The 21,870-nt window shown below is 66.3% G+C and carries 24 protein-coding genes; 8 read left to right on the forward strand and 16 right to left on the reverse strand.

Going from position 1 to position 21,870, the window contains the following annotated elements; all coding sequences use genetic code 11:
* Positions 1-27: 27 nt before the first annotated feature.
* From asd to ACNQPB_RS02710, 7 genes are all read right to left on the reverse strand, one after another.
* Complete coding sequence (gene asd / locus ACNQPB_RS02680; protein WP_498748877.1) at positions 28-1,170, reverse strand: aspartate-semialdehyde dehydrogenase; 1,143 nt, start codon at positions 1,168-1,170, stop codon at positions 28-30.
* Positions 1,171-1,241: 71 nt separating this feature from the next.
* Entirely contained in the window at positions 1,242-1,433 is a 192-nt protein-coding gene (locus ACNQPB_RS02685; RefSeq protein ID WP_498748879.1) for a hypothetical protein, read from the reverse strand.
* Positions 1,434-1,473: 40 nt separating this feature from the next.
* Positions 1,474-1,698, reverse strand: coding sequence for an NF038396 family protein (locus ACNQPB_RS02690; protein ID WP_498748880.1), 225 nt, complete (start codon positions 1,696-1,698; stop codon positions 1,474-1,476).
* Between the two features lie 3 nt (positions 1,699-1,701).
* Entirely contained in the window at positions 1,702-2,265 is a 564-nt protein-coding gene (locus ACNQPB_RS02695; protein WP_498748882.1) for a dihydrofolate reductase, read from the reverse strand.
* Positions 2,262-3,065 (reverse strand): thymidylate synthase, encoded by an 804-nt coding sequence (locus ACNQPB_RS02700; RefSeq protein ID WP_498748883.1) that lies wholly within the window; start codon positions 3,063-3,065, stop codon positions 2,262-2,264. Before ACNQPB_RS02700 ends, ACNQPB_RS02695 begins: the two co-directional genes overlap by 4 nt.
* Positions 3,066-3,074: 9 nt before the next feature.
* Entirely contained in the window at positions 3,075-3,467 is a 393-nt protein-coding gene (locus ACNQPB_RS02705; RefSeq protein ID WP_498748885.1) for a GntR family transcriptional regulator, read from the reverse strand.
* Positions 3,464-5,098 (reverse strand): hypothetical protein, encoded by a 1,635-nt coding sequence (locus tag ACNQPB_RS02710; RefSeq protein ID WP_498748886.1) that lies wholly within the window; start codon positions 5,096-5,098, stop codon positions 3,464-3,466. The genes ACNQPB_RS02705 and ACNQPB_RS02710 overlap by 4 nt, the downstream gene beginning before the upstream one ends.
* Positions 5,099-5,482: 384 nt before the next feature.
* Between ACNQPB_RS02710 and ACNQPB_RS02715 the strand changes: the two genes are divergently transcribed.
* Complete coding sequence (locus tag ACNQPB_RS02715; RefSeq protein ID WP_498748888.1) at positions 5,483-5,992, forward strand: hypothetical protein; 510 nt, start codon at positions 5,483-5,485, stop codon at positions 5,990-5,992.
* Between the two features lie 76 nt (positions 5,993-6,068).
* Here ACNQPB_RS02715 and ACNQPB_RS02720 read toward each other — a convergent pair whose 3' ends face one another.
* The 4 genes from ACNQPB_RS02720 to ACNQPB_RS02735 form a co-directional block, all read right to left on the reverse strand.
* Positions 6,069-7,052: an NUDIX hydrolase gene (locus ACNQPB_RS02720; RefSeq protein ID WP_498748889.1), complete on the reverse strand. Its 984-nt coding sequence runs from the start codon at positions 7,050-7,052 to the stop codon at positions 6,069-6,071.
* Positions 7,053-7,061: 9 nt separating this feature from the next.
* Complete coding sequence (locus tag ACNQPB_RS02725; RefSeq protein ID WP_498748891.1) at positions 7,062-9,311, reverse strand: RNA degradosome polyphosphate kinase; 2,250 nt, start codon at positions 9,309-9,311, stop codon at positions 7,062-7,064.
* 103 nt (positions 9,312-9,414) lie between these two features.
* Positions 9,415-10,386, reverse strand: coding sequence for a mycothiol synthase (gene mshD / locus ACNQPB_RS02730; protein ID WP_498748893.1), 972 nt, complete (start codon positions 10,384-10,386; stop codon positions 9,415-9,417).
* A gap of 256 nt (positions 10,387-10,642) precedes the next feature.
* Complete coding sequence (locus ACNQPB_RS02735; RefSeq protein ID WP_498748895.1) at positions 10,643-11,341, reverse strand: winged helix-turn-helix transcriptional regulator; 699 nt, start codon at positions 11,339-11,341, stop codon at positions 10,643-10,645.
* Between the two features lie 292 nt (positions 11,342-11,633).
* Between ACNQPB_RS02735 and ACNQPB_RS02740 the strand changes: the two genes are divergently transcribed.
* The 7 genes from ACNQPB_RS02740 (at position 11,634) to ACNQPB_RS02770 (ending at position 17,732) form a co-directional block, all read left to right on the forward strand.
* On the forward strand, positions 11,634-12,368 hold the full coding sequence (locus tag ACNQPB_RS02740; RefSeq protein ID WP_498748896.1) for a permease: 735 nt from the start codon (positions 11,634-11,636) through the stop codon (positions 12,366-12,368).
* Positions 12,369-12,533: 165 nt separating this feature from the next.
* Positions 12,534-13,133, forward strand: coding sequence for a nitrobindin family protein (locus ACNQPB_RS02745; RefSeq protein WP_498748898.1), 600 nt, complete (start codon positions 12,534-12,536; stop codon positions 13,131-13,133).
* A 118-nt stretch (positions 13,134-13,251) separates the two neighbouring features.
* On the forward strand, positions 13,252-13,974 hold the full coding sequence (locus tag ACNQPB_RS02750) for a flavodoxin family protein (RefSeq protein ID WP_498748900.1): 723 nt from the start codon (positions 13,252-13,254) through the stop codon (positions 13,972-13,974).
* A 22-nt stretch (positions 13,975-13,996) separates the two neighbouring features.
* The gene (ygfZ, locus tag ACNQPB_RS02755) at positions 13,997-15,082 is read left to right on the forward strand and encodes a CAF17-like 4Fe-4S cluster assembly/insertion protein YgfZ (RefSeq protein WP_498748902.1); all 1,086 of its coding nucleotides are present in this window, start codon (positions 13,997-13,999) and stop codon (positions 15,080-15,082) included.
* Entirely contained in the window at positions 15,079-15,480 is a 402-nt protein-coding gene (locus tag ACNQPB_RS02760) for an ankyrin repeat domain-containing protein (protein ID WP_498748904.1), read from the forward strand. Before ygfZ ends, ACNQPB_RS02760 begins: the two co-directional genes overlap by 4 nt.
* A gap of 114 nt (positions 15,481-15,594) precedes the next feature.
* Positions 15,595-16,194: a PadR family transcriptional regulator gene (locus tag ACNQPB_RS02765; protein ID WP_498748906.1), complete on the forward strand. Its 600-nt coding sequence runs from the start codon at positions 15,595-15,597 to the stop codon at positions 16,192-16,194.
* An 8-nt stretch (positions 16,195-16,202) separates the two neighbouring features.
* Complete coding sequence (locus ACNQPB_RS02770) at positions 16,203-17,732, forward strand: DHA2 family efflux MFS transporter permease subunit (protein ID WP_498748908.1); 1,530 nt, start codon at positions 16,203-16,205, stop codon at positions 17,730-17,732.
* Here ACNQPB_RS02770 and ACNQPB_RS02775 read toward each other — a convergent pair.
* From ACNQPB_RS02775 to ACNQPB_RS02795, 5 genes are all read right to left on the reverse strand, one after another.
* Complete coding sequence (locus ACNQPB_RS02775; protein WP_498748909.1) at positions 17,710-18,441, reverse strand: GNAT family N-acetyltransferase; 732 nt, start codon at positions 18,439-18,441, stop codon at positions 17,710-17,712. The two genes, ACNQPB_RS02770 and ACNQPB_RS02775, sit on opposite strands and share 23 nt — an antisense overlap.
* A 119-nt stretch (positions 18,442-18,560) precedes the next feature.
* Positions 18,561-19,586, reverse strand: coding sequence for a 6-phosphofructokinase (locus ACNQPB_RS02780; protein WP_498748910.1), 1,026 nt, complete (start codon positions 19,584-19,586; stop codon positions 18,561-18,563).
* A gap of 190 nt (positions 19,587-19,776) precedes the next feature.
* Entirely contained in the window at positions 19,777-20,034 is a 258-nt protein-coding gene (locus ACNQPB_RS02785; RefSeq protein WP_498748912.1) for a PspC domain-containing protein, read from the reverse strand.
* Between the two features lie 85 nt (positions 20,035-20,119).
* Complete coding sequence (locus ACNQPB_RS02790; RefSeq protein ID WP_498748913.1) at positions 20,120-20,413, reverse strand: hypothetical protein; 294 nt, start codon at positions 20,411-20,413, stop codon at positions 20,120-20,122.
* Position 20,414: 1 nt separating this feature from the next.
* Positions 20,415-21,776 carry a PspC domain-containing protein gene (locus tag ACNQPB_RS02795; protein WP_498748915.1) on the reverse strand — a complete coding sequence of 454 codons (1,362 nt, stop codon included), beginning with the start codon at positions 21,774-21,776 and terminating at the stop codon, positions 20,415-20,417.
* Positions 21,777-21,870: the final 94 nt, after the last annotated feature.

Below are 21,870 nucleotides of genomic sequence, written 5' to 3' on the forward strand. Positions count from 1 at the left end.
GGCGGGCCGGGGACCCGAAGGTGTGGCTTACAGCTTGCCGGTGGCGATGTTCAGCATGCGCCGCAGCGGTTCGGCCGCGCCCCACAGGAGCTGGTCGCCCACGGTGAAGGCGCTGATGTATTCGGGGCCCATTTCGAGCTTGCGGATACGGCCCACCGGGATTTCCAGGGTGCCGGAAGCTGCCACGGGGGTGAGGTCGGCCATAGAGGCTTCCTTGGTGTTCGGAACCACCTTGGCCCACTCGTTGTCCTTGGCCAGGAGGCTTTCGATCTCTGCGACGGACAGGTCCTCGCGCAGCTTCAGGGTCAGGGCCTGGGAGTGGGAGCGCATGGCACCGATGCGGACGCACAGGCCGTCCATGGTCACGTAGTCCTTGCCCTCGGTGCCCTTGCCGGTGCCGAGGATCTTGTTGGTCTCCACGCCGGCCTTCCACTCTTCCTTGGACTGGCCGTTGCCGAGGTCGGCATCGATCCACGGAATCAGGGAGCCGGCCAACGGCACGCCGAACTGGGTGGCGTCCACGCCGGTGCGCTGGGTGGCCAGCACCTTGCGGTCGATTTCCAGGATCGCCGAGGCGGGGTCTTCCAGTTCGCTGCTGACCTCGTTGTTGAGGGTACCGAACTGGTTGAGCAGTTCACGCATGTGGCGGGCGCCGCCGCCGGAGGCAGCCTGGTAGGTCATGGAGGTGCCCCACTCGACCAGGTTGTTCTTGAACAGTCCGCCCAGGCCCATGAGCATGCAGGACACGGTGCAGTTGCCGCCGATGAAGTCCTTCACGCCGCCGGACAGGCCGGCGTCGATGACGTCGCGGTTGATGGGGTCCAGGACGATGATCGAGTCATCGTTCATGCGCAGGGTGGAAGCGGCGTCGATCCAGAGGCCGTCCCAGCCGCGGCTGCGCAGCTCGCCGTGGACCTGCTTGGTGTAGTCGCCGCCCTGGGCGGTCACAATAATGGGCAGCTTGGCCAGCGTCTCAATATCGAACGCGTCCTCGAGCTTGCCGGCCCCATCAGCGAAGGATGGGGCGGCACCTCCTGCGTTCGAGGTGGAGAAGAACACCGGGTTGATGTTGGCGAAGTCGTTCTCTTCCTGCATGCGGTGCATCAGGACGGAGCCGACCATGCCACGCCAACCGACCAGTCCAACGGACGGATTAGCTGCTGTAGTCATTGGACCAGTCTAGACTTTTGCGCTCCTGCGGTGCTGTCGGTTACGTCACCCGGGAAATGTACGACGGCGGCTCATCCGGTCCCGTCACTGGGGTAGGCGTTGTGGCTCGGGGCGTTGCCGTAAGCACGACCTTTTTGCGAGCGGAAGCTGCCGCGGTGCCGGCCCAGGCCGAGTGCCCGGCGTTTTCGGTCCCGCCTGCTCCAGTAGATGGACAGCGCAGTGATGGCCCCCGCAAGCACGGCGATCCCCCAGAGAAACTCCATGAGGTGAGCCTAGTCCCGCTCGGCGGCCCGCAGTTCGGCGTTATTGCGCGGTGTCGCTTTTTTCTTCCAGCAGCGCGGACTTGCGCGCACGCAGGGCAAAGAAGGCGCCGAAGGCGAACACCTGGGTCACCACTACCAGCACGATGATGCCCACGATCTTGTTGCCGCCCAGGATCATGGTCAGCCCCACGATCGCGGACAGGAGGGCGAACAGCGGTAGCAGCATGTAGCCCAGGACGAACAGGGTTTCAGGTTTCTTCAGCATTTCTCAGTCTTCCGCCCGGCGCCACGTGGTGATCCGGTACTTGGTGCCGTTCTTCGATTCCAGCCAGCCCTCGGCGGGCTCCGTGGACTCAACCGCCCAGCGTTCTCCGAGCTCGGGGGCATAGGTGTCGCCGCCGGTTTCCGAATCGATGACGGTGATCACGGCGTGGTCGGCCAGGTCCATGGACTGCCGGTAGATTTCCCCGCCGCCCACGATCCAGACCTGTGCGTTGCCGGGCGCGAACTGCGATTCCAGCAGGGCCTCATCCAGTGAAGAGACGACGACGGCGCCAGCTGCCTCGGGCGTGCCGGCCCAGCCTTCCTGCCGGGTCACCACGATGTTTGTCCGACCGGGCAGCGGCCGGTACTTTTCGGGGAACGATTCCCAGGTCTTGCGGCCCATGATGACCGGATGCCCGGTGGTCAGGGCGCTGAAATGCTTCATGTCCTCCGGGACGTGCCAGGGCATGGTGCCGTCCCGTCCGATGACGCCCTTGGTGGTCTGTGCCCAGACCAGGCCGATCTGTGTGGCCGATTCGCGGCCGTCCTGGGATCCTGGGTCGCTCATACTGCCACCGGCGCCTTGATGGCAGGGTGGTGCTGGTAGCCGACCACTTCGAAGTCCTCGAGCTTGTAGTCGAAGATGGAGTCCGGTTTGCGGGTGAAGCGCAGCTGCGGGTACTCATAGGGTTCGCGGCCGAGCTGTTCGGTGACCTGCTCCAGGTGGTTGTCGTAGATGTGTACGTCGCCACCGGTCCAGACGAAGTCGCCGGCCTCCAGGCCAAGCTGCTGCGCCACCATCATCGTGAGCAGGGCGTAGGAAGCAATGTTGAAGGGCACGCCCAGGAACATGTCGGCCGAACGCTGGTAGAGCTGGCAGGACAGCCTGCCGTCCGCCACATAGAACTGGAAGAAGGCGTGGCACGGCGGCAGGGCCATGTCCTTGATTTCGGCGACGTTCCAGGCGGAGACGAGGTGCCGGCGGGAATCGGGGTTCTCCGCCAGGCCCTTCATGAGCTCGGCGATCTGGTCCACGTGCCCGCCGTCGGGAGTGGGCCAGCTCCGCCACTGCACACCGTAGACGGGACCGAGCTCGCCCTCGGCGTCCGCCCATTCATCCCAAATGCTGACGCCCTGCTCCTGGAGCCATTTCACGTTCGACTCGCCCCGGAGGAACCACAGCAGCTCAAGGGCCAGGGACTTGAAATGTACCCGCTTGGTGGTGATGAGCGGGAAACCCTGGCTCAGGTCGAACCGCAGCTGGCGGCCGAAAACACTCTTGGTGCCGGTGCCTGTACGGTCCGACTTGTGGGTTCCGTTGGCCAGGACATCGCGAAGGAGGTCTTCGTAAGGGGTGGGGATGCTCACGGGTCCAGCTTACTTTAGCCGCCCGCGCAGGAGCCCGATCACAGCCTCCGCGTCCAATCCTGCCTTGCGTGCCGCTTCCGCCAAGCGGTCGACGGCCGCGAACACCTCCGATGTCGGCGTGTCGCCCGGACTCCGGAAGCCGGAGCCTCCCGCAGGGGCGGCCGGGCCGAGCACCACGGTTCCGTTCCGCCGTCGGGATTCAATCAGTCCAGCGGCCTCGAGCTCTTTGTAGGCCCGGGCGACTGTTCCGGCGGCGATGCCGAGATCTGCGGCGAGGCTGCGGACCGTGGGCAGCTTGCTGCCGGGCGCCAAGGAGCCGACGGCGATCAGCGAGCTGATCTGCGAACGGATCTGCTCGTAGGGTGGGACGGCCGAGCGCAGTTCGAGCGAGATTCCGGTCACGGTGCAGCGCCCTCAAGGCGGGGCCTCGCGGACCGGGGCAATGCACCCAGCAGGAGCCGCACAGGGGTCACCGCGATGGCGAGACCCAACGCGGCAGCGATGACGCCTGCAGCGATGGAGAGCGGCGCATCCTGCGGCACGAAACTTGCCGGCTCCTGGAACAGCGGCACGAGCGCATGGCTCAGGGTCATCAGGAGCAGCCCGGCCTGCACAAAGCAGTAAGCAGCGAGGGTGCGTGCGATGCGGTAGACAGTAATCGCGCGCAGTACCCCGTCCAGGCCGGCGGTTTCCCCCGGCGCGGGGATGGCCCGCCGGTGGCGAGCTGCCCAGAGCGCTGTGGCGCCCGCAGCGAGCACACCTACGGTGAGCGCGGCGACGGCTGGCCAGGCAGGAGCTTCATAGAGCATGCCTTGGCCCACGGCGGTGAAGATCAAGACAAGGCTTAGCAGCAGCGCGCCAATGATTCCCGTGCCCAGCAGGCCGCGCGAAACGGGCTGGCGCGGCCAGTCAACGGTGGTGCCCGGGCTGCCGTAGTTTGTGCTCGTCAGGAGCTCGCCAGTGGCAATGGCGAGCAGGAGCAGCGCCGCGACCACCGCTACCCATGCCGGCAGGCCCCAGCCGCCCGCTGCCGACATCTCGGGAATGAAGAACAGGCCGGTGAACAGCGGAAAGGCCGCGATGATGCCGAGCCACACTCCGATCGAAGCCGACAACCTGGCCGCGGGATGGGCGTGTCGGTCCGGGCTGAGCGAGGCTTCACGCTGTTTGTCGATTGTGGCGACGGAGGGCAGCTTCCCGGGGCGCCACCACCACATCACGAGCAGCACGACGACGTTGAACAGTCCCAGGACGTTGAACCAGGAATTGTATTGTTCGCCGGGAGCAGGACGCGCGGCGAAGTTCCCCGCGATGGCCGCCAGCCCGGAGGCGATGGTCGCCGCCGTCCGGAGCAGCCGGTTCATGGCGAGCGTCCGCAGCGCCCGGTTGTCTCCGGCGTCGAGCGTTTCAAGCTGGCGCCGCCGGGCGATCAGCCACAGGATCAGCAACGTTCCGGCCGCCAGCAGGAGCAGCGCGCCACCCAGCCAGGCTGCCAGTTCCGCCCCCGGAATCCTGCCGTCCTGCCCCGTGCGGCTGTAGCTTCCATCCGGCGCCGTAACCGGCTGCGCCGGGTCGAAGCCCGGGAGTGTGGGGATCCAGATGATCGCCGCCGCAGCACCGGCGAAAATAGCGGCGGTCGTCCAGGCCAGGCCGCGGGGCAGGAAATCGCGGATGCGCCGCACGGACAGCTCGGCATGCCTGCGGCTTTGCCGGGGTGCCGGGTAGCTCCATTGGCCGATCGCGTGCACGGCGAGGGCGGCGGCCACCGGCCAGCCCAAGGCCGTCAGGAGTTCGTCCGGCCGGTCCGGGTAGTTGCCGGGGACCCTGTTGGTCTGGATGATTCCGGCATTCATGGCGCCCTGGAGGGAACTGGCCATCCAGCCGATGATGCCCACCCATAGCGCGTGCTGCGAAACCGAAGCGGCCGTGCTGCCGGTGCGCGGTGCCCACACCACGAAGCGCAGGAACAGGTAGACGATGGCCGCGCCGCCGGCAGGTACCAGGACGGCCAAGGGCGGCAGATTGAACTCCATGATGACAACCCCCAACTTTGTATCAATGTACTAAGTGTTTGATACAAAGTTGGTGCGCGTCAAGCGCTCATGATGGCCGCGCATGGCTCCGGTGCGAAAACGAGTACAAATCACTCGGGTCATGGGAATCCGAGCGGCCTACTCTGGGCACGTGAGCATGTTTGGCGGCTCTACTCAAGCCGGCCGTCCGGAGCCGCCGCGCTTCGTCGGCTGCAGGATGGGCTACACCTGTCTCGAGGCCGTGCCGCCTGGTGCCGCCCCAATTCGGCGACATTCCTGAACGCGTCCCTGTGTTCAAAGGGGCGGAATCGCTGGGAATTCCACGGTCCTGTTCCTGCATGGAAGCGCGTTCCAACATTGTTGGATCTCCCTTTGGAGAAAGCCATGAAAGATCTTGACGGTGCCAGGAAGGCACCAGCATCGGTAAGAAGAGTTCTGATCGCGTTGTCGGCATTGCTTTGCCTGCTGGCCGGAACGCTGGCGGCAGCAGTGCCGGCCTCGGCTGAGTACGGCAAGTCCGCTGTCTACCAGATCGAATTGTCGGCGAACCTCGTCGGCAAGGACAGCCGACTGCTCGGCGGGGAGGGCGGCGGCGTGTGGCTATGGATTGAACTCAGCGGCGACCACACCGGCGACTACGCCGGTGCCGACTGCGGGCACGGAAGCGGTGGAAGCGGCGCCGCGGGCAACAAGGGGGAAGTCACCTGGTGGGACTCCAACGGGATGATCACCATTAACGGCGTCGTGCTCAACGGCCTCGGTGGTTACCCCACGACGATTACGGTGCCGGACACATACGGCCACTACAGCGGATCGATCGGCTCGTTCCTGACTCTCCCGTTCCCGCCTGCGGTTACCTCGTTGGGATTCTCACAGCTTCAGGTTGCGCCCTGACGTTGGCTTGAAGTCCGAAAAAAGAAAATGCCCAGCCAGGACCACTGGCCGGGCATTTGTCGTCCGGACGTCCGGCTCAGTCGTCGAAGGGCTTGACCTGCTCGACGGCGACGATTCGCCCGCCGTTGGCCCGCGACACCTGGCAGACGATCATTTCGCCCGGTGCCAGGTACGGATCTTCCTTTGGAAGGAGTTCGCCGAGTTCCGGGCCCATGTGCCGGGCCAGCGTTTTGAGGATGGTCGGCAGCGCCGGCCTGTGCGTGCAGACGGCGACCGCCTGCTGCTTGTCGAACAGGCTGGAGACGGCGTCGCCGGTCTTCTTGGGCTTGCGCTCGTGGGCGTGCTCGGTCAGGGCCTCCACCAGCTTCACCTTGGCGCCTGCTGCCTTGGCGTAGGGCGCGATCGTGGCAACGCAGCGGGTCCACGGGCTGCTGACGATCCGCATCGGTTTCCACGCTTGCAGCAGCCGCTGCACGGCGAGTGCCTGCCGCTGGCCGGTGGCCGCAAGGGGCCGGCTGCCTTCGGCCTTGGTCCACGAGGACCGCGGTTTCGCCTTGGCATGCCGGACCAGGATCAGGGGCCAGGTTTCCAGTTCGCCGTTGGCATGGGCCTTGGCGAGTTGTTTGAGCGGGGCAACGTCGCTGGGGTTGCTCAGGTACTGGGCCGCCCGCTCCGGGCCGGCCCACATCACCGCGTCCACTTCCTTGCCGTCGGGCTGGATGCCGTTGCCGTTGAGCACCGCAGAGTTAAGGTGCACGGCCCAGTAGTGGACCACCTTCAGGCCGGCGGTGACGTGGTAGTGGATCGGCGGCAGGGGAATCCCGAGGGTTGCCCGGATGCCGATCTCCTCGGAGACCTCGCGGACCGCGCATTCGGGGATGGTCTCCCCGGGATCGGTCTTGCCTTTCGGCCACGACCAGTCGTCGTACTTGGGCCGATGGATCAGCAGCACCTCAAGGGCGCCCTTGTTGAGGCGCCAAGGGATGGCCCCCGCCGCCGTGACCGCGACTTCCTCACCGGGATGGTCGGTCTGATCTGCAATTGGCGTATCGCTCTTCACTGCTGCTGCCTAGAGTCGCGAAGCGGCCCGTTGGCGGGATCGAGATGCCAGAAGCCAGGACTGGATGTCCAACAGCGGCGTTCCGTCTTCACCCAGGTGGTGCCGTGTCCAGTTGCCTTCGTTGTCCAGGTGCCAGCTGGCGGTTCCGGGGTCGAGGTAGCGCTTCAGCAGGTCCAGGACTTGCGCGGTGTCTTCGCGGCTGGACAGCTGCACGAGGGCCTCGACGCGGCGGTCGAGGTTGCGGTGCATCATGTCCGCCGAGCCGATGTACACGACAGGCTCGTTTCCGTTGGCGAAGGCGAAGATCCGGGAATGTTCCAGGAAGCGGCCCAGCACCGAGCGGACGGTGATGTTTTCGCTCAGGCCGGGAACGCCGGGGCGGAGCGAGCAGATGCCGCGCACCAGCACGTCCACCTTCACTCCGGCCTGCGACGCCCGGTACAGGGAGTCGATGATGGCCTCGTCCACCATGGAGTTGACCTTGATCTGGACCCGGGCAGGCAGGCCGGCGCGGGCGTTGCTGATTTCGGTTTCGATCCGGTCGATCAGCCCGGAGCGGACCGAGCGCGGTGCGACCAGGAGCCGCTTGAAAGTGGACTTCGGCGCGTAGCCGGAGAGCTGGTTGAAGAGCTTGGACAGGTCCTCGCCCACCTGGTCGTTGGAGGTGAGCAGGCCGAGGTCCTCGTAGTAGCGGGCCGTGCGCGGGTGGTAGTTGCCCGTGCCGATGTGGCAGTAGCGGCGCAGCCCGTCCACTTCCTGGCGGACCACGAGGGAGAGCTTGCAGTGCGTTTTGAGGCCCACGATGCCGTACACCACGTGCACGCCGGCCTGTTCGAGCTTGCGGGCCCAGGAGATGTTGGCCTGCTCGTCGAAGCGGGCCTTGATTTCCACCAGGGCCAGCACCTGCTTGCCCGCTTCGGCGGCGTCGATCAGGGCATCAACGATCGGGGAATCGCCGGAGGTGCGGTACAGGGTCTGCTTGATGGCCTGGACCTTCGGGTCCGCGGCGGCCTGCTCCAGGAAGGCCTGGACCGACGTCGAGAAGGAGTCGTAGGGGTGGTGCAGCAGGATGTCCCGGCGGCGCATCGCCGCGAAGACGTTGGCGGCCTTGGACGTTTCCGATTCGTTCAGGTACCGGGAAGTGTGCGGCACGTGCTTCGGATAGTGCAGGTCTGCGCGGTCGATCCCCGCGATCACGGACAGTCCGCGCAGGTCCAGCGGGGCCGGAACCGAGTAAACCTCGGATTCCTCGATGCCGAGTTCGCGGATCAGGAGTGCCCGGATATTCGGGTTGATGTCCGTGGTGACTTCCAGGCGCACAGGCGGGCCGAAACGTCGGCGCAGCAGTTCCTTCTCGAGGGCCTGCAGGAGGTTCTCGGCGTCGTCCTCTTCAACCTCGACATCCTCGTTGCGGGTAACGCGGAAGCTGTGGTGTTCCATGACTTCCATGCCGGGGAAGAGCTTGTCCAGGTGGACGGCGATGACCTCTTCGAGGGCGATGAAACGGGCCACGCGCCCCGGGACGGCGCCGGCGCGCGGGCCGTCGATGGAGATGAGCCGGGGGAGCTGGTCCGGTACCTTGACGCGGGCGAACAGTTCCTTGGCGCTCACCGGGTTGCGGACGATCACCGCGAGGTTCAGGGACAGGCCGGAAATGTAGGGGAACGGGTGTGCCGGGTCCACGGCGAGCGGGGTCAGGATCGGGAAGACCTTCTCGCTGAACATGGTGCTCAGGCGGTGCCGGGCCTCGTCGTCGAGCTCGTTCCAGTGCATGAGGTGGATGTGCTCGTAGGCCAGTGCCGGGCGGATCTGCTCGGCGAAGACCCGCGCGTGGCGTTCCTGCAGCTTGTGCGCGGCCTCGCCGATCTGCTCCAGGACCTCGATGGGGCTCAGCCCGGCGGGGGAGGGCACGGCCAGTCCGGTGGCGATGCGGCGCTTGAGGCCCGCCACCCGGACCATGAAGAACTCATCCAGGTTGGAGGCGAAGATCGAAAGGAAGCTGACCCGTTCCAGGAGGAACAGATCCGGATCCTCGGCAAGCTCCAGGACGCGGGCGTTGAAGGCAAGCCAGCTCAATTCCCGGTCCAGGAAGCGGTCCGGCGAAATGTCGCCTTCCGGCTCAAGGGACGGGGCGAATTCGGGGATGTCAATGCGGTCCTGGGTGGCCCTGGATGCGGGTACCTCGGAGGAGCCAAAGCGGGAAGGCAATGTGGAGCCTTTGACCTCGGTTTTGGCCGTTCCTGCCGGTTCCGGGTTCATCGGATTCTCCTTCATTCTTCAGCGGGCTGCTTCAACCCTACAAGTATCTCCGCGATGCGGAATTCCGCATGACTGCTGCATTAAGCCGGAACCCCGCGGCACGTTAATTCTCTGTTAACGGCCCGTACATGACGTCCGTATCCCAGCGGACGAACCCCAGTTTCTGGTATAGCGTCACGGCTGCCGTGTTGTCTGCATCCACGTACAACATCACCGCGTGCAGCTCGTGCTGTTCCAGGTGCCGGATCCCCGCAATCGTCAGGGCCTTGCCGAGGCCCAGGCCCTGTGCCGCGGGAGTCACCCCCACCACGTACACCTCGCCGATGGGCGGGTGCCCGCCGTGCCTCGGGTGCACTTTGGTCCAGTGGAAGCCGAGCAGTTCACCTGCGTCGTTCTCCGCCAGCAGGAAGCCGGCGGGGTCGAACCAGTCCTCGGCCATGCGAGCCTCGAGGTCGGCCAAGGCCATGGAGCCCTGCTCGGGGTGGTGCGAGAATGCGGCCTTGTTCGCCGCGAGCCAGGCGGACTCGTCCTGGCCGGGCACGAAGGTGCGCAGGGTCACCCCGGCCGGGAGGCCGGCGTCGGGCAGGTCCGCCGTGGACGCCATGAGGCGCATCCTCCACAGCTCCCGCACCGGGCGGTACCCGAAGCGGGCGGCCAGCCGGGCGGCAGCGGCGTGATCCCCGTGCGACCAGGCGTTCAGCCCGCCCAGGCCGCGGGTGTCCCGCAAGTAGTCGAGCAGGCGTCCGGCGACACCCTGGCTGCGGTAGCTGGGGTGCACCGCCATTTCCAGGACTCCGGTGCCGTCCTGTTCCCCGACGACGACGGCGACCCCCGCCAGGTCCTCGCCGGTGGACGGATCGCTGTCCTCGTCCGGGGCGTAGAGGGCGAGGGTGCTGAGCGGATGTTCAGCGGAGCCGGCGCCCCGCAACAGCACAAGGGTCTGTTCGGAAAGCGGGGGGTTGCCGTCCGCCTCTTCGGCGGCTGCGGCCAGGTCCTTGATGTCCCTGAACAGTTCCGGGTCCGCGGCGCCGTTGACGGCGAGGACCGGCCATTTCTCGGGATGCGCAAGACTCATGCAGCAAGGCTATACGTCCTGCGGCGGATTGCACCCGCGGGAGCCGTTTTGCCCGAACAGCGGTTGCCCTGTAAGGTCTATGTTTCGTCCGGTTCTTCGGAACGGGATATGAGGGGGATCCGCCAGTGGGGCGGCCTCGATACGTTCGACCCGTATGTCCTCCACCATGAAACCCAGTAAGGCCCGGACTCAGTCCGGGCCTTCCTTTCTTTTTGCGCCTGCTTAGCGGGCCGCTGTTCAGGCGACGGGACGGCTCTTAAGCCTCTGAAAGCTCGTCGTCCGGCAGCCGGACAAGGGTCAGGCGGTAGCCCACGTTGCGCACCGTGCTGATGAGGTTCTCGTGGTCTGCGCCCAGCTTGGCGCGCAGGCGCCTGATGTGAACGTCCACCGTGCGGGTGCCGCCGTAATAGTCGTAGCCCCACACCTCGGTCAGAAGCTGCTGCCGGGTGAAGACGCGGCCCGGATGCTGCGCCAGGTATTTGAGGAGTTCGAATTCCTTGAACGTCAGGTTCAGCGGCTGTCCGCTGACCCGTGCCGTGTAGCTCGCTTCATCGATGACGACGCCGGCCGCCCGGATTTCGGTCTGCGTCTCTTCTTCCCCGGGTACCGCGCGGGCCATTGCCAGGCGGATGCGGGCCTCCACCTCCGCGGGGCCGGCGGAATCGAGCACGATGTCGTCCACGGACCAAGCCGAGGACACGGCGGCCATGCCGCCCTCGGTCAGGATCAGCATCAGGGGAGCGCTCAGGCCCGTGGCCTTCAGAAGCTGAGTGAGCGACCGTGCGCCCACCAGGTCCTTGCGGGCGTCGAGGAAGACGACGTCGGTGGGGTCGGTGTCAAGCAGCGCCGTGGGTTCTGCGGGCAGGATGTGCACGCGATGGTTCAACAGTTCCAGCGCCGGCAGGATGTCCACGGACGAGCCGGGGCTGTTCGTCAGTAGCAGGATGTGCGACATAGTTCCTCCAAGGGGCGGGCCGCGCATCATCGGGCGTCTGGACCGGGCTTCCACCGGCGTCTGACTGCGTCATACGGCTGGTTACTCCGAGAGGAAAGGACCTTCGGAACGGCCCGGCAATACGATCGCTGTTGACATTTGAGTATACCCGCCGGGCGAATCCGCAACATGGATTGGGGCCGTCTGCGGCAACTTCGGCGACATATTTCGGCCGCATAGGGCAGGATGGGCGAAGGAAATTCAACGCCGGGTCCGCCCGCAGAACGCAGGCCGCAATGAAGTCAGGAACGCATTGAAGTCTTGGAGCATCGGGGTCGTCGGCCTCGTCACACTCGCGGTCATCGTCGCTGGATCGTATGCCCCCGCCGGGGTGATGGTGGGTGTCGGGATTGTCGCTGCCGCCGTCATCGGCATCGGCTGGCCCCACTTCCTGGCCGTTCCCGCGAAGAAGACCCTGGCCGCGGTCATCGCCCTCAGTGGAATCGGTTCCTCCTTCGCGGCCGCCTACGCCCCGGCACCCGGGTTCCTTGACTATGTGCCCGCCTTCATCGCCGCCGGCGTCATCGCGGTCTTCATTGTCCAGTTGGTCCGGGGCACGGGCCAGGCCCAGCGGCTCGAATCGACCCTGGGCAGTTGCGCCGGAGTCCTGCTCAGCTGCCTCGGGGCCGGCTGGATCGCCAGTGTCCGCTTCAACGGCGTGCAGGAGATGGTGCTGGTGGCCGGCCTCAGTGCGGCTGTGGCGTTGCTGACAGGGCTGCTGCGCTGGCCGGACCGGGTGGTGGCCCCGCTGGGCATCGCCGTCGCCGGGCTGGTTGCCCCGCTTGCCGGGCTGGTGTTTTCAACGATTTCCGTCCCCGCCGCCGCAGTGGTGGGCGTGGTGATGGGTTCGGTGCTCCTGAGCTTCCGGCGAATGGTCACGCTGCGTCCGGGGCGCCTGAACCTGCCGGCCGTGCTGGGCATGGGCGTGGCGCCGGTGTGGGCCGTCGGTTCACTTTGCTACTTCATCGACAAACTACTCATCTACTAGCCGTTAGGATGGCATCATGTCTGTTCTTGCCTTTGAAATCTTCTTCCTTGTCCTGCTCGGCCTGGCCGGCATCTCCATGGCTTGGTTCGCCGGATTCGTCGTTTACCGCCTTTTCAAGGGCCAGAAGTAGTAGTCGTTTTCCTGTCGCGCTGAGGTAGAACTGCCGTGCCCATTGAGATTCCCACGGATCTGACACCCGAACTCGTCCCCCTGTCCTGGCTCATCGGTGAGTGGGAAGGCCGCGGACGGCTGGGAAGCGGTGAAGAGGATTCCGAACACTTCATCCAGCACGTCTCCTTTACGCACAACGGCCTGCCTTACCTGCAGTACCGTGCCGAAAGCTGGCTCAGCGACGAGCAAGGCACCAAGCTGCGGCCGCTCACCGTGGAAACCGGGTTCTGGGCGCTCGAGCGCGAACTGGTCGAAGCCGACGGCGGTCCCGGGCTGATTCCCGCGGAGATGGTTCCCGTGCTAAAAAACGCCGACGACGTCGAGGCTCGCCGCAATGCCGACGGCGGCTTCGACCTTTCGGTCACCATCACGCATCCGGGCGGCATCACCGAGCTCTACTACGGCCAGATCAAAGGCCCGCAGATCCAGCTCAGCACCGACATGGTGATGCGCGGCAGCCATTCGAAGGAATACGCGGCGGCCACCCGGATCTTCGGCCTGGTGGACGGCAACCTGCTGTGGCGCTGGGACGTATCCGCCGCCGGCAAGTCCCTCGAAGCCCACGCCTCGGCGTTCCTGAACAAAGTCTCCTGAAACAAGGTCTCCTGAACGAGGTCTCCCAAAAGCGTTCCCTGACCGGTCGATCCCGGGCACCATGGGTTCATGTGCAAGCTGGCTCAAATCCAAGCTCACAAGGCCAAGGGAGCGATCGATGGATGAAAACACCAAACCGGGCGGCTACGCCGGCCTCAAGGCCCTCTTCTTCAACGGGACCCTGAAGCCTTCGCCGCAGCTCAGCAACACCGGAGGCCTGATCGAGGTCAGCCGGCGCATCATGGAAAAGCAGGGCGTCACTACCCGCCTCATCCGCACGGTGGACCACGACATCGCCCCGGGCGTCTACCCGGACATGCGCGAACACGGTTGGGCCAGCGATGAATGGCCGGAACTCTACCCTGCGGTCCAGGAAGCGGACATCGTGGTGCTGGCCGGGCCGATCTGGCTGGGCGACAACTCCTCGCAGACCAAGAAGGTCATCGAACGCCTCTACGCCCACTCCGGCCAGTTCAACAGCAAGGGCCAATGGGCGTACTATCCCAAGGTCGGCGGCTGCCTGATCACGGGCAACGAAGACGGGATCAAGCACTGCGCCATGAACGTGCTGTACAGCCTGCAGCACGTCGGTTTCACCATTCCGCCCCAGGCCGACGCCGGCTGGATCGGCCCCGTGGGTCCGGGGCCCAGCTACCTGGACGAAGGATCCGGCGGCCCGGAAAGCGACTTCACCAACAGGAACACCACCTTCATGACCTGGAACCTCCTGCATATGGCCCGACTGCTCAAGGACGCCGGCGGCATTCCTGCCTACGGCAACCTCCCGGCAGAGTGGAAGGCCGGAACGCGCTTCGACTTTGAAAACCCGGAATACCGATAGGCCCAAAGGACTTCTACTGGATATGACTTACACAAGCCCTCTGTTGTCGCGCCCCGGCGCCGTCGAAGGCGGGGGCGCCGATTCCGGCGTCGCGGCCCACTACGGCGAGCCCCTGCGCGAGCAGCGCGCCCTGGCAGCCGGAACCGCCGTCGTCGACCTCTCGCACCGCGGCGTCGTCACCGTCAGCGGACCGGACCGGCTCAGCTGGCTCAACACGCTGTCCTCCCAGCAGGTGACCAGCCTGCCGCCGCGGGTTTCGAGCGAACTGCTGCTGCTGACGGTGCAGGGCCGGATCGAGTTCGACGCCAGGATCGTGGACGACGGCGAAACCGCCTGGCTCCTGGTCGAAGCCGCGGAGGCCGCCCCGCTGGCGGAATGGCTGACCAAGATGAAGTTCATGCTGCGGGTGGAGGTCGCAGATGTCTCGGAGGAGTGGGCCACGGTCGGCTCCACCAAGCCGGTGGACGCCTGGGCAGGCCGGATCGTCTGGGAGGATCCCTGGCCGCACGTGGGCGCGGGCGGATACTCCTACAGCGTGGTCGCCGAAGACCTGCATCCGGGTCTGGAGAGGCCCTGGTTCGAATACCTGATCCCGGCGGGCGAACTCGAAAGCTCCGTGGAAGGCCTGGCACTGGCCGGCACTTTGGCCTCCGAGGCCCTGCGCATCGCGGCGTGGCGTCCGCGGCTCGGTGCGGAGACGGACGACCGTGTCATCCCGCACGAATTGGACCTGCTGCGCACCTCGGTGCACCTGGCCAAGGGCTGCTACAAGGGGCAGGAAACCATCGCCCGGGTGCACAACCTCGGCCATCCGCCGCGCCGGCTCGTTTTCCTCCAGCTGGACGGTTCCCTGCACACCTTGCCCCTGGCCGGAAGCGACGTGCTTGCCGGCGGCCGCAAAGTGGGTACGCTGACTTCCGTGGCCCAGCACTATGAGATGGGCGCGGTGGGGCTGGCCTTGGTCAAAAGGTCCGTGGACCCGTCCGAAATGCTGGCCGTGCAGGACGGCGACGAAAGTTACGCCGCCGCCCAGGAAGTGATTGTCGCGCCCGATGCCGGCCAGGTGGTGGGGCGTCAGAGCGGATTCCTGAAGGGACCACACCGATGAGCGAAACTCCCGAAACCCAAGGCGAGGCGGACGAGGACGCCGCCCTTGCGGATGCCTTGTTTGACGCCGCCCGCGAGGGCAACGACCCCGTGCTGCGCAGCTACCTCGACGCCGGGGCTCCGGCCGGGATCTCCAACCCCGCCGGTGATTCGCTGCTGATGCTCGCCGCTTACCACGGCCATCCGGAGACCGTCCAGCTCCTGCTGCACCACGGCGCCGATGCCTCCGCCCCGAACAGCCGCGGCCAGACGCCCCTTGCCGGTGCGGTTTTCAAGGGCTACACGGATGTCGCCCGGGTCCTGATCGACGCCGGGGCGGATCCCGACGCCGGTTCCCCGACTGCCCGGGAAGCCGCCCGGATGTTCGCCCGCGCGGAGATCCTGCAGCTTCTGGGGTGACGTCGCCTTGCTCCGCGGCTGAGGTGTCCGGAACCACAGTCCCGTAGTCTTGCGGCCTAATATTCCACGTGGAATAGTCGTAGTGGAATAACTCTCGCACCCAAAGGACCACGGATGGCTCGCTCACAGTTGTCCCCGCTCGGGGTCGCCGTCCTGGCACTCCTGGTGGAAGCGCCCATGCACCCTTACGAGATGTATCAACTGCTGATGGCGCGCCATGAGGACCGTCTGGTGAAGGTCCGCCCGGGCACGCTCTACCATGCGGTGGCGCGGCTCGAGTCGGACGGCCTGCTCGAGGCCACCGGAACGGACCGGGACGGCCGCCGGCCCGAACGCACCACCTACCGGATCACGGAGTCCGGGAGGACCGCGCTGTCACAGCGGCTGGCGGGGATGCTTTCCGACGCGGTGAATGAATACCCGGTTTTCCCGCATGCGATTGCCGAGGCACACAACCTGCCTTCCGGCGTCGTCCTCGAACTGCTGGACACGCGGCTCGGCGCGCTCGAGGAGCAGCTGGCGTCCCTGGAGCGGGGACGCGAAGGCGTCATCGCCAAGGGGGTCGAGCGCAAATACTGGGTGGACGTCGAGTTCCAGCAAGCCATGCTGCGGACCGAGATTGATTGGATCCGCGGCTTCCAGGCCGAACTCCGCAGCGGGGAACTGCCTTGGCAGGTCCACGCCAAAGACAACTACGCCACAAGCACAGACTAAGGAAAACCATGGAACAAGTCGCCAAACCCTGGCCCGCCCTATGGTCCCTCGTCATTGGGTTCTTCATGATCCTGATCGACTCAACCATCGTTTCCGTGGCGAACCCGCGGATCATGCAGGGGCTCAACGCAGACATCAACGCCGTCATCTGGGTGACGAGTGCCTACCTGCTGGCCTACGCCGTGCCGCTGCTCATCACCGGCCGGCTCGGGGACCGTTTCGGCCCCAAGAACCTCTACCTTTCCGGACTGGTCGTCTTCACCCTTGCCTCGCTCTGGTGCGGACTTGCCGGCGACGTCGGCATGCTGATCGCCGCCCGCGCCGTGCAGGGCTTCGGTGCTGCCATGATGACGCCGCAGACCATGGCCGTCATCACCCGGATCTTCCCGCCGGACCGCCGCGGCGCAGCCATGGGCCTCTGGGGCGCCACCGCCGGCATGGCCATCCTGGTCGGCCCGATCCTGGGCGGCGTGCTGGTGGACGGCCTGGGCTGGGAATGGATCTTCTTCGTCAACGTGCCGATCGGCCTGATCGGCTTCCTGGCAGTCACCCGCTTCGTCCCCTCCCTCGCCACGCACAGCCACCGCTTCGACATCCCGGGCGTGCTGCTTTCCGCCGTCGGGATGTTCCTGCTGGTGTTCGGCATCCAGGAGGGCCAGACGTACCACTGGGGGACCGTCGTCGGCCCGGTCACCGTCTGGGGCCTGATCGCCGCGGGCATCGTGGTCCTGGCGCTCTTCGTGGTGTGGCAGTGGGTGCTGGAGCGCCGCGGCGGGGAGCCGCTGCTGCCCTTGGGACTGTTCAAGGAACGGAACTTCTCCCTGGGCAACACCACCATCATGGCGGTGGGCTTCACCATCACCGCGTTCCCGCTTCCCACCATCTTCTACTACCAGGTGGTCCGCGGCCTGACTCCCACCCAGTCAGCCCTGCTGATGATTCCCATGGCGGTGCTCTCCGGTGCGTTGGCGCCCTTCGTGGGAAAGCTGATCGACCGGATCAACCCCCGCTGGTTCGCCGCGTTCGGCCTCGTGTGCCTGTCCGGGGCGCTCTTCTGGACCGGTGCCCTGCTCAAGCCCGAGACCCCCATCTGGATGTTCCTGCTTCCCAGCGCGCTGCAGGGCGTGGCCAACGGCTTCATCTGGGGCCCGGTGTCCAACGCGACCACCCGTAACCTTCCGCCGCGCCAGGCCGGTGCCGGATCGGGCGTTTTCAACACCACACGGCAGATCGGGGCTGTGCTGGGCTCTGCGGCGATCGCCTCGCTGATCCAGGCCCGCCTCGCTGCCGAACTCCCGGCGATTCCGGGCGGCGCTCCGGCAGGGGAGGGGCCGATGGGCGGGCGGCTGCCGGAATTCCTGCACGCGGGATTCTCGACGGCGATGTCCCAGTCGGTGCTGCTACCCGCCTTTGCGATCCTCTTGGGCGCCGTGGCGGCACTGTTGTTCGGCAAGCCGAAGGCGGTCCAGGACTGGGGGGCCAAGGCGCCGCAGGCCGCGGAGGGGACCACGGAAGTCAACGCAGCAGCACAGAAGTGACAGTGCCGCCGTCGGCGAATCCCAGGCTCCTGGCGAGGGCAAGCGCGCCGCGGTTATCCAGCGCGGCGCGCCACTGCAGGGTCAGGCCGGAGGCCAGGGCCTCGTGCGATGCGATCGAGGCGGCCAGCGTGCCCAGTCCCTGGCGGCGCAGTTCCGGCCGGACCAGGACGCCCATGTCCGCCAGGATGCCCTCCCACTCCGCGTAGGCACCGCAGGCCACGGGGTTTCCGGCATCGTCCGCACCGTCCATCAGGGTGAAGCAGTGGCTCATGGAGCCAAGGCGGGCCTCGTTGGCGTCGTCGGGCGGGCACATGCCCTCCAGCTCGATGGCCTCCGGGTGCCCGTGGGAGACGGTCACTTCACCGCCGGGCTGGGCGAGCGGGAGATCGTCGGCGAACAGCAGGGCCGAAGTGCCCAGGCCATGGCCACCGTGTTCGCGGCTCAGCCGCATCAGGGTGGCGTGCTCGCTGAGTTCCTCGTCGCTGTATCCGCCGGCTTCTTCGGTGGCCCAGGCGGGACCCACGAGGGCCGAATGCCCGAAAAGCCTGACGAAGGTGATCGAATCCGCTCCGTCATCCTCCCGGACCAGCCGTTCGCTGCCGGCGGTCGTGGCGGAGAAGCGCACGTGGGCGAAGGCGGCGTCGTCGAATCCAAGATGCCGCGCCCAGGCCAGCAAGACGATGTCGGCAGATCCCTCAGCAAATCCCATGCATTGAGTCTAGGCAAAGAGGGAACCGCCCCGAAGACGCAGAAAGGGACCGTGCCCGAAGGCACGGTCCCTTTCCTGTTTTTAGCCGAAGAGCGTGGCATTAGACGAAAAGTACAGCTCTAGCCGAAAAGCACAGCGGCTTCGTCGTAACGGTGCTGCGGAACTGTCTTCAGTCTGCCCAGGGCGGTCTCGAAACCGACGTGCACAATGTCCGTGCCGTTGAGGGAGACCATGGTTCCCCAGCGGCCCTCCACCACGGAGTCGATGGCTGCCATGCCGAGGCGGGTGGCCAGGACCCGGTCGAACGCCGACGGCACACCGCCGCGCTGGATGTGGCCCAGGATCGTGGCGCGGGTTTCGATGCCGGTGCGGGCCTCGATTTCGGGCGCCAGCTGGTCTGCGATGCCGCCCAGGCGGGGGCGGCCGAAGGTGTCCAGGCCGCGCTCGGAGTGCGGGGCTTCCATGTGATCCGGCACGAAGCCTTCCGCTACTACAACGAGGGGAGCGCGGCCACGGTCGTGGGCTTCCTTGACCCATTCCGTGATCTGGTCGATGGAGACCTTCTGTTCCGGGATGAGGATGGCGTGGGCACCCGAGGCCATGCCGGCGTGCAGGGCGATCCACCCGACGTGCCGGCCCATGACCTCGGCGATCATGCAACGGTGGTGGGATTCGCCGGTGGTGCGCAGCCGGTCGATTGCCTCGGTGGCGATCTGCACGGCCGTGTCGAAGCCGAACGTGTAGTCGGTGGCGTCGAGGTCGTTGTCGACGGTCTTGGGCACGCCGACGATCTTGAGGCCCGCATCGGTCAACCGCTTGGCCGCGGCCAGTGTGCCTTCGCCGCCGATCGCAATCATGGCGTCGATGCCGAGCCGGTCCATGTGGCCCTTGATGACCTCCGGGCCGCCGCCGTTTTCGAAGGGGTTGGTGCGGGAAGTGCCCAGGATGGTGCCGCCCTGCTTGGCGATGCCGCGGACCATTGTGCGGGGGATCTCGACAATGTCGCCCTCAACCACGCCGCGCCAGCCGTCGCGGAAACCGACGAACTCTTGGCCGTGGATGGCGATGCCCTTCAGGACTGCACCGCGGATGACGGCATTAAGTCCGGGGCAGTCGCCGCCGCTGGTGAGGATTCCAATTTTCATGAGCGCTCAAATCCTGGCTAGGAGGTACACGTGCAGAGCGCCACGCTGAGCTCCCCTAGATTGTAGGCGGCAATGTGGGGTAGGACACAAACCGGGGCCGCCGGCAGGGATGAGCCCCCGGAAACAAAGCCGCAACATTTGGCCGCGCCTGCCTCCGCGCGCAATCCTCGCGCGGACGCCTGCCGTGGATTCAGGAGCGGTTGCTGCCGCGTTGCGCGAGGAAGGATTCCAGTGCGATGCTCCCGTTCTGTGCCGGGAGCAGCAGCCAGGCCACCACGTAGAAAACGATCGCGGGTCCCGGCAGGAGGCAGAAGAGCAGGAATGCCACCCGGACATACGCGACGTCGACATGCAGCTTGGCCGCGATGCCGCCGCAGACTCCGCCGAGCCAGCGCTGCGGCCCGCGCTTGAGGCCGATGCTTCGGATGATGCTGAAGAATTTGTTCATGGTTCGAGCCTTCCTTGTCGGAGGTGCTTTGTCACGCCCCAGCGGGTGCCTGGGCGGCACCCGCTGGGAATTTTCAAAGGACTGGTCACCCGTGGAGGGTTCCGTTCCCGGGATCCGTTTCCGCTGGCCCGGCCTTGGACTTGCGCGAACGGGCCGACACGAGGCCACCGATGACCAGCGCCGCGCCGGCTCCGATCATGAGCCCGATCAGGACGTAGTTCCCATTGAGGGCAACCAGGCCCAGCTTGGAGATGATGATCAGGGCCGCGAGGGCCACGATGACCAGGCCCCACACCACAGTGCCGACCCGTGGTCCCGGTGCTTGTCCGGTGCCGCTCCCGCTGGCTCCGTAGAGCGGCCCTGGTTCCTGCGTTGCCATGTCAGTTCCCTTCCTGGATGGTGACGTTACTGAAGGTGCCGTCCAGTTCGATGACCATGCTGGCCCCCGGTTTGCCTGAGTTGAAGACCTGCTGCCCCTCGGACTGGCCGCTGTTGCTGCTGCCGGCCCCCTTGAGATTTCCGAAGATCATGTCCGCTTTGATCTCCACGGGCACCGTTTCGGGAATGAGTACCCTGATGTTGCTCGCGGTGATCTTGAGGGGCACTACCAGCCCGGATTCCAGGGGCTCGTCGAGCTTTACTTTCGTGAGGTCAACCGTTCCGTTCGCTCCGGTGATGTCGTAGCCGTTATGGGCGTCCGCGATGGTGAGCGGAGTCCATTGGGTGTTCTGCAGGGCGAGGTGGTCGCCGCGGGGAATCACGTTGAAGATCCCGCCGATCACCAACGCCACCACTGCAAGGAAGCCGAGGAACCCCGAAGTCCGTCCACGGAGCCCGGCTATCAGGATGCCCAGCCCGAGCACGGCCGCGCCGCTCGCCCAGACCACCGCATTGGCGGCGTCGCCCAGCTGGATAGTGCCACCGGCGTCGAGCAGCTTGAGGGTGCCGCCCACCAGGAGCGCCGCTCCCGCGGAAACCGCGATGATCGCGGCTCCCGGTCCCTGCCTGCGCGGCCCGCGGGGCTGCCCGCCCTTCCACTGCGGCTGGGCCGGGACGCCCGGGAATCCGGGCCCTGCCGGAACGCCCGACGGCGGTGCCTCACCCGGGAGCGGCAGGCTCCCTGTGGCGGGGGTGGCGAAAGCGTTCATGCCTGGCGTCCCTGCGAAAGTGCCGCCGTGTGGAGCTGCCGGAGCTGCCCCTGCGTGGTACGGGTTCCCCATACTGTTTCCCCCGTTCCTGTTCCTGTTCCGTTGGACCAGGAAGTAGACCAGGCAGGCAATCGCGCCTACCCAGAAAAGAGCCCAGAAGAGTCCGGGAAGGCCGTTCCAGCCCCAGCCCCAGACACCCCGGCCGAGTCCGGGAAGGCCGATGACCGTGGTGATCACCGCCCCTGTCATTCCCGCCGTCCATCGGCCGGCGCCGGCCTCCTGGGCGTGGATGCGCCCGTCCGGCTCCGGCAGCAGAGCCCAGGCCACGCCGTAAAGCAGGACGCCGACGCCGGCGAAGATCGCCAGTACGACGAAAATGCCGCGGACAATCAGCGGGTCGATGCCAAAACGGTGGGCGATGCCGCTGGCAACGCCGCCGATCCACCGGTCCTGCCCCCGGGCCACGCCCTGGCTGCGGATCCAGGCGAAGAAATTCTGCGGGGACCGGGCGCCGGGTTCGGCGCTGTGGCCGGTCTCCTCGCCTTGCCCCGGATTGCCTTGCCCCGGGGTTCCGGGTGTGCTGTTCGAGTTCATACCTCGATCCTGCCGCCCGGACGGCACCGTCCTCTACTGGGGGATACCCTGAACGGTCCCTGAGGCACCCCTGGGATACCCCGGTTCCAGGGGT

It is taken from the genome of Curtobacterium sp. LFS079, from assembly GCF_047977865.1.
In the GTDB taxonomy this organism is placed as follows: domain Bacteria; phylum Actinomycetota; class Actinomycetes; order Actinomycetales; family Micrococcaceae; genus Arthrobacter.